The 13,210-nt window shown below is 67.4% G+C and carries 3 protein-coding genes; 2 read left to right on the top strand and 1 reads right to left on the bottom strand.

The window, feature by feature from the left end:
• Positions 1–402: 402 nt before the first annotated feature.
• Entirely contained in the window at positions 403–828 is a 426-nt protein-coding gene (locus ABEB06_RS00120; RefSeq protein WP_345694669.1) for a hypothetical protein, read from the top strand.
• A 417-nt stretch (positions 829–1,245) separates the two neighbouring features.
• Here ABEB06_RS00120 and ABEB06_RS00115 read toward each other — a convergent pair whose 3' ends face one another.
• Positions 1,246–5,226: a LamG-like jellyroll fold domain-containing protein gene (locus ABEB06_RS00115; RefSeq protein ID WP_345694668.1), complete on the bottom strand. Its 3,981-nt coding sequence runs from the start codon at positions 5,224–5,226 to the stop codon at positions 1,246–1,248.
• Between the two features lie 340 nt (positions 5,227–5,566).
• Here ABEB06_RS00115 and ABEB06_RS00110 point away from each other — a divergent pair, with 340 nt between their 5' ends.
• On the top strand, positions 5,567–13,039 hold the full coding sequence (locus ABEB06_RS00110; protein WP_345694667.1) for a ricin-type beta-trefoil lectin domain protein: 7,473 nt from the start codon (positions 5,567–5,569) through the stop codon (positions 13,037–13,039).
• Positions 13,040–13,210: the final 171 nt, after the last annotated feature.

Genomic DNA, 13,210 nt, shown 5'->3' with positions numbered 1-13,210 from the left:
GGGGTGGTTGATCGGCGTGTGACCAGGCGGGATACCTTGACCTGCTCGTTCGCGGCAGTCAACCATTGTGTTGGTAGTGGCACTGCGGGGTGGCCCGGCATGTCACCATCTCGGTCGGCTGTGTCAGCCACCTGCGCGTCCTGGGCGTCGCGGGCCGCAAGACCGCGGCCCTGGCCGGGTCGCTTCGTGTGTCGGCTCTTCGGCTTCCACGGTGTCGGCATCTCCGCCACCGGCAGGCACACCAAACGCCGGTGTCGACGGGCGTGGACCATCAGAGGGGAACGAGTGACCGTGTCCGAGCAGTGTCCGCAGTGCGGAGGAACAGACAGCACCCTCAGGGCACGCCAGGCCTACGAGGGTGATCCGCCCGCTGTCGAAGTGGCCCCGCCGGCCGCGCCGCCGGTGACCGAGATCGCCACGGCCGAGCCCCGTTGGAACCCCGCCACGCGGACGGTGGCGCTGATCGTCGGCGGGTATCTGGCAGTCGCCCTGGTGGCGGTCCTGGTCGCCGATGCCACCGGGGTGGGTGTGGGGGCGGTGCTGGCCGGTGTGCCGCTGCCCGGTCTCGGGTTCTGGGTGGTGCTTCATCTGGCGCGTGGCCGGGATCCGCTGCCCGCTGCCAACGCGGAGCAGGTGTCCTTCCACAAGGTCATCTGGACCCGGCGGATGCAGGTGTGGGAGCACGCCTGGTTCTGCTCGGCCTGCCGGGTGGCGTTCTGGCCCGCCGGGGCGTTGAAGCCCACCTTCCCGGCCTCGCCGGCTGTGCCACCGCACGAGTTCCCGCTGATGGTCGCCACGATGGCCGACCGGGCCTACGCGCAGGCCTGACGTCCCGCCAGGCCCTCCTGGTGGGAACGAGCGTGCAGCGGGCTGCGCCGCGGTCGCGCCTACCGTCAGGACACCACCGGCGTGGGAGCAAACGCTGCTGTGGCATTGCACCCGGTCCGTGCTTCCGCTGGTGGGCGGGGAGCCGTGCGGTTCGCTCGAAGGCCTGCAAGTACGCCGCCGAGCGGATGCGCCGACCGTGGGACGCCGTCGCCGCTGCGCTCCCCTTCGCCAATCGGGACCTGCAGGGGTCTGTCTGCCGCAGGCCCGGCCCGGTCATGGCCCCCCCCGAGCGCTCGTATCCGTTCGGCGGCGGCTTGGTCGAGTAAGCCCAGGTGAGCCGCTGCTCGTCCGCCTCAGACACGGTGCGGCCCCGCCCACCTGTGGTGGGCGGGGCCGTATTGGGGAGTGGCCGGGTGGTCAGCTGGTGTAGAGGTTGGTGACCTGGGCGGGGGTGAGTGGGTAGGGGTAGGTGCGGACGTCGCTGACGGCTCCGTGGGTGACGTTGGAGGGGGGGTAGTTGGCGGCGGCGTCGGCGCCGATGGTGACGGGGCCGGTGGCGTTCCAGGGGGTGGGGTTGTAGGCGGAGCCTGCGTAGGTGCCGTTGACGTAGAGCGTCATGACGTGGGAGGCGGCGTCGTAAGTGCCTACGAGGTGGGTCCAGGTGTCCAGGGTGGGCGGGGTGAGCTGGAATGCCGCGTTGTAGACGCCGGTGTTGGCGTGGTCGTCGCCGGGGGCGACGAACGCCCAGGCGCTGTAGGACCGGGAGTACTGGAGGTAGTAGGAGCCGCGTTCGTTGCCGTTCTGGGTGACGAAGGTTTCCCAGTTGTTGGTGTCGGAGAGCTTCACCCAGGCGGAGACGGAGTAGCTCTTGCTGGTGTCGACGGCGGGTGCGGCGGTCTTGAAGTAGTTGCCGTTGATGACGGCTGCGCCGTTGGCGGTGCCCTTGTGGTCGGTGGTGAAGGTGGGTGTGTTGGGGTTGCTGATGCCGGTGGCGGGGTTGGCGCCGGTGGTGTCGGTGGCCTTGCCGTTGGTGTAGGTGGCGCTGGTGAGGGGCCACTGGTTCGCGCCGGCGGCGGTGGTCAGGCCGGTGGGGATGGGGGTGGTGTTGTCGTACGTCCAGGTGGGGGCCTGGGCGGTGCCGGTGAGCTTTCCGGTCAGGATGTGGATGTCACCGGTGGTGGTGATGGCCCACAGGGTGGGGTTGCCGTTGCCGGTCAGGTCGCTGTCGGAGCCGATGCGGGGGTAGGTCGTCGCGGAGACGGTGCCGCTGACCGCAGTGGTGGCGATGCCCGTGATCACGTCGTAGGTGATGGTGCTGCCGAAGGGGTCCTGGACGCTGTCGGTGCCGGTGGTGAAGGTGATCTGGGAGAGGGCGCCGGTGGAGCGGTTGCGGGCCCAGATGCCGGGGTGGCCCTGCTTGGCCCAGTCTCCGGCGGAGATGAGGTCGACGTTCAGCCAGCCGGTCGCGGCGATCCGGATCGGGTGGCCGAGCTTGGTGTCCTCCGTGGCCGGGTAGTACCAGAGCGACCCGTCGGTGCCGGCTGCGTTCTTCTCCACGGTCAGCAGACCGGTGCGGTTCTTGAAGTTCTTGGCGGGTGTCAGGTCGGTCGCGGTGGGGTCGCCGAGGGCAGCGATGGAGAGGGTGTTCGCCCAGTCCGTGTTGTTGTGGCCGGTGCAGTCCGGGGTCAGCGTGGTGACCGTGCAGGCGGGCCGGGCCAGGGTCTCCCAGCTGCCGAGGACGCCGACAGGCTTGTTGTTGCCTGGGTTCCTGTAGAGGTACAGCACAGCGTCGCTGTCCTTGTGGACGATGACGTCGTCGACGTGGGTGCCGCCGCGCAGGCTGCCTCGGTGGGTGATCCGGTAGTCGACCTGCGTGGGGTCCGTGCCCCAGGAGGTGCGGTTGGGGGCATCGGCAGGACCTGCGGTGAGGGTGCTGGTCGCGCTGGTCGCGATCGGGTTGCCCGGGACGGTGTAGGAGCGAAGGTTGCCGGCACTGTCCGGGGCGAGGATGTCGGGGACGCCGTCGCCGGTCATGTCACCGAACACCGGCGCGGGGCCGGCCGGGTTCCACGGCACGTAGAACGCGTACGGCGCGATGGGGGAGAGGTTGCCGGCGTTGTCCTTGGCCTGGACGTAGAGCCTGTTGGTGCCCCACTGGGTCGGGGTGATGCCGATCTGACTGCTGGGGCGCGCCGCGCCGCACTGCCAGGCGGCACCGGCGAGCTGCGGGTCGTAGCTCCAGCGCAGGCAGGCCAGGCCGGAGGTGTAGAGACCGCTGGGGTTCGGGTCCGTGGCGGTGAAGGGGACGCTGCCGCTCTTGCCGACGGACAGGGTGGTGGTCTGGCCGTTGCCGGCCGGGGGGAACTGGGTGGCGGGGTCGCTTACCGTGGTGGGGAAGGTGACGGTGGGCGGGGTGAGGTCGGCCTTGAAGTGGCAGGTCGGCGTGGAGGCGGACCAGGACACGCCGGGGAGCTGGTCGGTGGCCATGATGCTGAAGCCGTAGGAGTGGCCGTCTGTGATGACGCCCGCCGGCACGGAGTACGGAGCGTTGCTGCCACTGGCGACCAGCGGTGACAGGCCGCCGGCAACGTCCGGCATACCTGACTTCTGGTAGTCCCAGATGTGCGACCAGGAATACAGCTGGCTCTGGGCGGGGCTGGAGACGGTCGCGTTCAGGACGGTGCCGCCGGCCTGGTTGGCTCCCGTGCCGACCCAGGCCCAGTTGTTGGCGTTGTCGTCCGCGCAGGCCTGGTAGGTCTGGCCGGTGCCGGCGATCTGCGGCGTCGGCGAGACACCAGGGTTGGTGGGGGTGTTGGGCACGCGGTCGTACTTGATGGACAGGGACGGCTGCGGGGTGAAGCGCTTGAAGCCGTTCGCGTCGGTCTCGTTGCCGTACAGGCCGAACGTCAGCTGCCCGTTGTTGGTGTACTGCTGGAGAGTGCCCGTGATGTTGTAGCTGAAGGAGAGGTTGCTGGAGCACCCGGAGCGGCCAGAGCCGCCGAGGTCAAGGGTGCCAAGAGCGCTGCCAATCTGAGGAGGCTGGTTGTTCCAGTTCGTCTGATCGCTGATCGCACCGGTGTGGTAGAGGCTGACCGGGTATTTGGTAGTGCAGGACCAGTTCGCGGAGACGGTCTGCTGAAGGTCCAGCGACGCCGCGTTGACGACCGCGCCGCTCAGGGCGCTGATGTCGAACTGGTAGAACGTGCGGTACTTCGACGTGGGCGAGCAGCTGCCGCCCGCTGCGTAGGTTCCGCAGAAGCCGACGCCCGGGTAGTCGCTGCTGTCGCTTCCCGAGCGCCTCCAGTTCGAGGTCATCGTGGGGTAGGCGGACTGGACCCAGGTCCAGGAGCTCGCCGACGGAGCCCACGCGAGCCAGTCCGGGTCGATGTAGTACGGGGCCGTACCGGTGGCCAGGAGGTTCTGGTCGGGTGTCAGCGTGACACCTGCGGTGTCGGCGGTCACCGGCATGACGGCGGTCTTGGCGGCCGCGCTGGGCACGTCGGCCGTGCTGACGGCCGGCACGGCCTCGTCGGCGGTCTCGTCGGCCGTGGTGGCCTGGGTGAACGAGGCCTTCGTCGCCGTCGCCCCGCTGGCGGCGGCCGGGGCAGTGTCGGTGGTGGAGCTGTCCCACATGCGGGGCGCGGACGCGGTCCACCGAGGCTTGCCGTCAGCAGCCTTGGCGATGAGTCCGCCGCCGGCATCCTTGCTCACAGTGACGCCGTCCGCCTCGGTACCGAAGCGCAGGCTCTTCAGCACCGGGCTCGCCGCGGCGGCCTGCGTCTTGACGACAAAAACCGTCGTGACACCGCCGAGCTTGCTGACCGTGGCCTTGAGATCGATGTCAGGCGCGACCTCGGGGTAGACCAGGCCGTCGCCGTCCTCGTCGATCCGAGGCGTAGTCAGGGTGAACGGAACGGTCAGGGACAGGCCCTTGCCGTCCGCACTGGTCATCGTGGCGAGCTTCGTGCCGCCGCCCTTGGACAGGCTCACGCCCGTGGCCGACGCCTTCGGCGAGAACGAACCGTCGGCGTTCACCACCAGGTGGTCGTCGAGCGCGACCCACGAGGACCCGCGCTTGACCCGCTGCTGATCGGGATGGGTCCGCAGACCCAGGTGCCCGTCAGGGGTAGCCGCAGTCTCGCTGAACTCTGTGGTCAGCGACTCGACCGGCACCTCCTGACCACTCTCCTTCGCCTTCGCGATCGCCTGCTCGACCTCACCGGCCGGCGGCTTCTGCTGCGCCCGTTCCGCGTCGATCGCGGCGATCTCACTCGCCGACGGGAACGTCTGGGCGGCGGCTGGCACGGCTGTGCCGAGCAGGGCGACGACGGCGGCGAAGGCGCCGCCGGCGGCTGTCAGGCGTTGTGCGGCGGGCCGGCCGCGGCGGCGTCTGGTCACAGAAGAAACTCCCACGTACTGATGCGCCCTCAACATGCCAGTGCACAGAGGTAATACGGCACACATATCTCCACATCCCCCCCTCGCACAATGTGACTTACAGTCAGATAGTCCGTTTTGCAACGGTGGCAAACGGTATGCGAAGCGAGTGATTTAAGTCACAACCTGACTGACTGTCAAGCCATTGACCTGCACATATGTGATCTTGATAAGCTCGCCCGCCCAATTCATGATCACTTTCCGAGATTAACTCGGGAGTAGGGGAAACTCTGTGTCACCACTAAATCGGGTAAATAGGAAACGACTTACCCAGTCATCAGCAATACGCAGACTGTCCGTAGTGACAGCGGTCGGCCTGCTTGCCTCACTCGTCGCGCCGGTGTCGGTCGCCGTCGCGGCAGGGCCCGACTACTCGCGCAAGTGGACCCCGTCCAACACTGCGCTGCCCCGGACGAAGTCCGTGAACGGCAAGGACGTCCAGCCGGTCGCGGTGACCAAGCCCGCGCACGAGGTGCCGCCGACGTGGCAGCCGCCGAAGAGCCCGCGCAAGGCCCCGCAGGGTCACGCCGAGGTCCGCCTGGGCAAGGCCCCGGCCGCGGCAGCCTCCCGTGCCGCCGGCCAGGCGCCGTCCACCGGATCGGCGACCGAGGTCTCCGGCCTGCCGGTCACGCTGGCCCCGCTGGCCGGTTCGTCGGCCGGCGAGCAGTCCGTCGGTGTCGACTTCGTGGATCCGAAGACCGTCGGCGCGGCCGGTGTCCCCGGTCCGGTCCTGAAGCTGACCCGTGGTGAGGCGAAGAGCCCCCCGGGCCCGGTGCGGGTGAGCCTGGACGTGTCGAAGCTCGCCGAGAGCTACGGCGCCGGCTGGGCCGCACGCGCACGGATCGTGGCGCTGCCGGAGTGCGCACTGACCACCCCGCAGGTGGCGGGCTGTCTGCAGCAGACCCCGGTCGAATCCCACCTCGACGCCACGACCGGCAGGCTCAGCGCCGACGTCACGCTCCCCGGCGACGGTGTGTCCGGGCAGACGCGCATCCAGTCCGTCCAGGCCGGCACCGCCGCGCAGCCGATGGTGCTGGCCGCGGTCGCCGGCACCACCAGTGGTGCGGGTACCTACTCCGCAACCCCGCTGAACATCTCCCAGGCATGGGCCGCGGGCTCGTCCTCGGGTTCCTTCACCTACGCCTACCCGATCCAGGCGCCGTCCTCGCTCGGTGGCGCTGCGCCGCAGGTGGCGCTGGGGTACGACTCGTCGTCGGTGGACGGCAAGACGTCCGCCACGAACTCGCAGGCGTCGTGGATCGGTGACGGCTGGGACTACAGCTCGGGCTTCGTCGAGCGGACCTACCAGCCCTGTTCGAAGGACGGCATCGCCGGCTCCGGCGACCAATGCTGGGCGGGTGCGAACCTGACCCTCTCGCTGGCCGGGCACTCCGGTGAGCTCGTCCCGGACGACGCCTCCTGCCAGGCCGGTGCCGCGGCCACGATGGAGCAGTCCGCGTGCACGTGGCGGCTCAAGGGCGACGACGGAAGCAAGGTGCAGTTCCTCACCGGCGCCTCCAACGGCACCTGGAACGGCTCCTACATCAAGGTCACCGACACCAGCGGCACCGTCTACTACTTCGGCCTGGCGCACCTGCCCGACGCGGCCGGCAACCCGTCCACCAAGGGCCCGGACTCCGGGTCCGCGTGGACTGTTCCGGTGTACTCGCCCAACAGCGGCGACCCCTGCTACGACTCGGCCAAGGGCAAGGCGTCCTGGTGCCAGACCGCCTGGCGGTGGAACCTCGACTACGTCGTCGACCCGCACGGCAACCTGATCACCTACACCTACACGCCCGAGGCGAACTTCTACGCCCGCGGCGCAGGCCAGAACAGCGGCACCGGCGTCAACAGCTCCTACACCCGCGGCGGCGTCCTCACCTCCATCGGCTACGGCCAGCTGCTCTCCGACCAGATCACCGCGAACGGCGCCTACAACCCCGCAGCGAAGATCGTCTTCACCTCCGACGAACGCTGCGTCACCTCGGTCGCGGCCTGCGCCCCGGCCAACCGCACCACGGCGAACGCCGCGAACTGGCCCGACGTCCCCATGGACCAGCAGTGCGCCTCCACCGGCACCTGCACCAACTACGGGCCCTCGTTCTGGACCAGCAAGTGGCTGAGCAGCATCACCACCCAGGTCCGCAACAACGGCACCTACCAGGACGTCGACTCCTACGCCCTGACCCACCGGTTCGTCAACGTCGTCAACACCACCGAGTCCACCCAGGTCCCCTGGCTCGGCTCCGTGCAGCGCACCGGCAAGGACACCCAGGCCTCCGCCACCGCGATCACCCTGCCGCCGGTCTCCTTCACCGAGATGCTCCTGGCCAACCGGGTCGACGGCACCAACCTCGTGCCCTCCCGCCCCGCCTACAACCGGCCCCGCATCCAGCTGATCACCACCGAGACCGGCAGCACCATCGGCGTCGACTACTACCCCGCCGACTGCTCCCGCACCAACAACGTCATGCCGGCCACGGCCGACACCGACACCCGCTCCTGCTACAACGTCAAGTGGCACCAGCCCAACGAGCAGCCCGGCGCCGACCCCGTCGACGACTGGTTCCAGCGCTACCCGGTCAAGACCGTCACGGTCAACCCCGGCACCCCGGGCGCCGTCCCCATGACCACCGCCTACACCTACGGCGCGGCGGCCTGGCACCGCAACGACTCCCCCCTCACCGACACCAAGGACCGCACCTGGGACCAGTTCCGCGGCTACGCCAGCGTCACCAGCACCGCTGGCAGCGGCACCGACGGCCCCAAGTCCCAAAAGTCGACGTACTACCACCAGGGCATGTACGGGGACGTCACCACCGCCGGTACTCGGACCTCGACGGTCGGCGGCCCCAAGAGCGGCCAGGTGACCGACTACGACTGGCTCAGCGGCCAGGTCGTCGAGGACGACACCTTCACCCAGGCCTCCGGCACCCTCACCGCCTACACTCTCAACACCAGCAGCAACCCTGTCACCACGGCCACCCACAGCCGGGGCTCTCTCCCCGCGCTGATCGCCCGCTACGGCGCGACGAGCACGGTCTCGACCTCGAAGTCGCTGAAGGCCGACGGCTCGTGGATGGCTGCCTCCACGACGACCACCACGGACAGCGCGCACGCCAACCGCACGCTCACGCTCCTCTCCACGGCCGACGGCGTTCCGGACGTGTGCGCGCGGTTCTCGTACGCGTCGGGGCCGGACCCGCAGGTTGCGGCCCTCGTCTCGGAGCAGCTCAGCGTCACGGGCAGCAACGCGTGTACCGCCACCCCCGGGACACAGAACACCGCGTCCTGGAAGCGCGTCTACTACGACGGCCAGAACCTCGGAGGCCTCGCTGCGAAGGCCGAGGTGACGTCAACGACGAGCATCGACAGCTTCAACGGAGCAACGGCGGTGTTCACCACCGACGCGAAGCTCACCTACGACGGCTACGGTCGTGTTCTGACCATTACCGACCCGAAGACGGTCGACAGCGCGCATCTCAGCGGCGCCACCGTCACGACGGCCTACTCGGCACGTCAGGCGGGTGAGCTGCCGAACTCGCTGTCCGTGACCAGTCCCGCTCCGGCCGGAGCGAGTGACGAGGGCACAGGGCGCACCACGGTCACCGCGCTGGACACGGCCCGTGCCCTGCCGAAGAGCGTGACCGACCCCAACGGGCGGGTCACCACGGTCGGCTACGACGCGCTCGGCCGCACCACCGGTGTGTGGCTGCCCGGCCGCGCCACCACGCTGTCGCCGAACACCGCGTACAGCTACGCGGTGCCGGGCATCGTGGCCGGCAAGGCCGTTCCGCCGACCACGACCACCACCAGCCTGGTGGGTGTCGGCACCGGTGACACCTATACCTCGGTGTCGTCTACGCAGATCATGGACGGTCTGGGCCGGACCATGCAGACCCAGTCCCCTCCTGCGGTGACGTCGTACCACGGCCGGATCATCTCCGACACCGTCTACGACTCCCAGGGGCGTACGGTCCGGGTCAACAACCCCTGGTACAACGACACTGCCGCGCCCGGCACGACGCTGTACCAGACCACCACTGCAGAGGTCCCGAACCAGACCCACACCGTCTACGACGGCCTCGGTCGACCGGTGACTACGGAGTTCGTCGCCTATGGTGTCGTCCAGACGGCCACGACCGCGGCCTACCCCGGTGTGGACCGCACCGACCTGACCCCGCCCACCGGGGCGACGCCGACCAGCACGGTGACCGACTCCCGAGGTCGCACCGCCCAGCTGTGGCAGTACAAGACCGCCACCGCGACCGGCATCGCCACCGACGCCGACGTCACCACCTACACCTACACGGCGGCCGGACTGCCCGCGACCCGCAAGGACGCGGCCGGTAACACGTGGACCTACGGCTACGACATCCGTGGCCGGAAGACCACGTCGACCGACCCCGACACCGGCACCAGCACCACCGCCTACGACACCGCGGGCCGGGTCTCCTCCACGACGGATGCCCGCGGCCGCACCATCACCAGCACCTACGACCTGCTCGGCCGGCCCACCGCCACCTACGACGGCACCGCGGTCGACTCGTCGAAGCAGCTGACCGCCCGCACCTACGACACGATCCTCAAGGGACTGCCCTCCACCTCCACCCGCTACGTCGGCGGAGCCGCCGGCAACGCCTACACCTCCGCCGTTCTGACGTACGACACGGCCTACCACCCCACCAAGAGCACTATCACGATCCCCGGCACGGAGGTGGCACCCGCCTCCCCGCCGCCGGCTCCGTTCACCTACACCTACCAGGCCGCGTTCGACCCGGTGACCGGTCTGCTGACCGCAGACAACCGCTCCACGGTCGGTGACATCGCCGGTGAGACCGTCAGCTACGGCTACGACGGCTGGGGACTCCTCGGCCACTACGGCTCAGCGAGCACGACCTACGACCTGGCGAACGACTACGACGCCTACGGCCGCTCCAGCCGCACCACGGTCAACCCGTGGGGCACCCAGATCGTCGTCACCAACACCTTCGACGAGTCGACGGGCCGTCAGCTGGCCCAGTACGTGGACAAGCAGACTGCCGCCACTGGCGCGGTCCAGCAGACCACCTACGCCTACGACCCCTCGGGGCGGATCACCGCGATCCGCAGCATTCCCGACAACACCCCGTCCGCGACCGACCTGCAGTGCTTCAGCTACGACTACCTCAACCGGCTGACCACCGCATGGACCGACACCGGGGCACTGGTCATGCAGCCCCAGCCCAAGGTCGGCGGACTCGGCGCCTGCGCCAACACCACACCCACCAGCGGCGCCGTCGCCCCCGCCAAGACCACCGCCGGCGGCAGCGTCCCCTACTGGCAGGACTACACCTACGACCTCACCGGCAACCGCAAGACCCTCACCCAGCACGACGTGGCCGGTGACACCACCAAGGACGCCACCACCACCCAGGCCTTCACCTCCACCGGCACCGTCAACAACGGCAACGGCTACGGCGGGCCCCACGGCCTGATCAGCGGAACCACCGTCGTCAACGGCTCGACCAGCAACTACCGGACCTACACCTACGACGCCGCCGGAAACACCGCCACCCAGTACTCATACGCCACCGGCTACGACAACTTCACCTGGAACAGCGAAGGCAAGCTCGACACCGACCGCCCCTCCGTCCAGATCCAGGGCGTCGGCGGCAAGTGCCTCTACATGCAGGGCAGCCTCAGCACCGACGGAACCCCCGCCGAGATCACGAGCTGCAGCACCAGTGGCGCCCAGAAGTTCGCCACCACCGGCGGGCGGCTCAAGATCATGGGCAAGTGCCTCACCCCCATGGGCACCACCGACGGCTCCGCCGTCCAGCTCCAGCCCTGCACCGGAGCCGCCAACCAGACTTGGACCCCCCGCGCCGACGGCACCATCCTTAACGCCGGCACCAACCTGTGCCTCGCCGTCCCCGGCGACGTCACCACATCCGGCACCGACACCGTCGTCAACACCTGCGGCACCACCGTCCCGGCCGGCCAGAAGTGGACCGTCCCCGACAACGCCACCACCTACGTCTACGACGCGGACGGCAACCAGCTGATCCGCCGCAACCCCGGCAAGAACACCATCACCCTAGGCGGCGGTGACGAACTCACCTACGACACCGTCGCCAAGACCACCAAGGGCACCCGCTACTACCAGATGCCCGGCGGCCTCACCCTGGTCCGCCAGGGCACCACCTCCACCTGGCAGGTCAGCGACCACCACGGCACCGCAGGCCTCGCCCTCGACGCCACCACCCTCATCGAGACCCGACGTCCCACCGACCCCTTCGGCCAATCCCGCGGCACGCAGCCCACCACCTGGGCCGGAACCCACGGCTACGTTGGCGGCACCAAGGACGACACCACCGGACTCACCAGCCTCGGTGCCCGCCAATATCAACCCACCACCGGGCGCTTCATCAACCCCGACTTCATTCTCGACCCGGCCGACCCCCAGCAATGGAACGGCTACGCCTACAGCAACAACAACCCGGTCAACCTCAGTGACCCCAGCGGACTCCGCCCCGAGGGGACTTGCGGTGGATTTGGACAGTGTCAAACCCCGGAGGGGCAGCTCGTTCAAGAAATCTGGGCGCCGACAGATCATGGCGGCTGGAGCGTAACAATATCTAAGACTCAAAAAGCAATCCTTGGTAACGGGGTGAAGATTTCACCCACCAGCATGTTCAAGAAGCTTTCAGAAAAGACCAACGACTACGTTAGGGACTATCAGAAGAAGAACCACTACGTGTTCGGGGAGGACCCGACCGAGGATCGCCATCAGTGGGCGGCATCTGCCCTTAACGCCTGCCAGAAGATGCCCGAGTGTAAGAATTCCCCCACTTTTCAAGAGCTCTGGGAGGAACTCAGCAATTGGGAATGGGAGAATCTTCCCGTATTTGAGGGCGGCGACGTTGCATTTCTCACCTCGGTCGTCGGAAAGGGGCTAGCTAAGCTCAAAAAGATCGATCCGCGACCGGGAAGGGAGTCGAAGGGGTGTCCTAATAGTTTTCCGCCAGGAACGTACGTGCTTCTCGCCGATGGAAGTGCGAAGCCGATAGAGGATATTGGCGAAGGTGATGTCGTTCTCGCGGCTGATCCTGAGAATCACAGATCTGGTACTGGACGAGTCGCAGCTGTCATCTATACCCCCGACGACACCGAATTCACCACACTCAGCGTCATCAACGCTGAAACTCTGGCAATAGGTACCATCACTTCAACAACTCACCACCCTTACTGGAATGAGGCCAAGCGCCGCTGGACCGACGCAGGCGACCTGAAAGTCGGCGATCGAGTAAAAACGACGACTGGCGCGGCAATGGTCGTTGCGGTTAGCTCCCAGATCGTCCGCGCTCAACCCGCATATAATCTTGCAATTGCAAATATTCATACATATTATGTGCTGGCGGGCGAGACTCCGATCCTCGTGCACAATTCCGGCTGCTTCGAGCTAACGGACATCGGAGGTGGCAATTTGCAGACTCCCGCCGGCTTGATTTACGGGCCAATGAATGGCGGAGAGAAGCATCGCATATTCCATCTTGGCGCCCACACGGCAGAGCCTGTGAAGAATAAGAGCAATCACAGCATTTTTTCTGGAAATGCGAGCCCGCTAGAGCTTGTGGATGAGGCGTGGACGCGAAGGGGTGCTGCCGAACCTGGGGATCCTGGCGCGTATGTTGTTAATATGGGGCGAGTGGTCGGAAGTGATGGTCAAATGTCGATCAGGATCATTGTAAAGCCAGGCACAACTGAAGTCATCACCGCCTACCCATACTAAAATATTGATTGGAGCTTCAAGTGGTTGAATGCCCTAGGTGCGGTCAGGGAGTTATTGAGAGGGTTAAAGTGACCCGGTTCTCTCTGTCGATTGCAAAGTGCTCGGAATGTGACGCGATCTGGCCAGCTGAAGGAACTATCCAGCGGTCTAATTTCGTTCAGTTCCAGACCT

Source organism: Kitasatospora terrestris (assembly GCF_039542905.1).
Classification (GTDB): domain Bacteria; phylum Actinomycetota; class Actinomycetes; order Streptomycetales; family Streptomycetaceae; genus Kitasatospora; species Kitasatospora terrestris.
The sequence above is the reverse complement of the archived record's forward strand: the minus strand, read 5'-3'. Positions and strand labels throughout refer to the sequence as shown.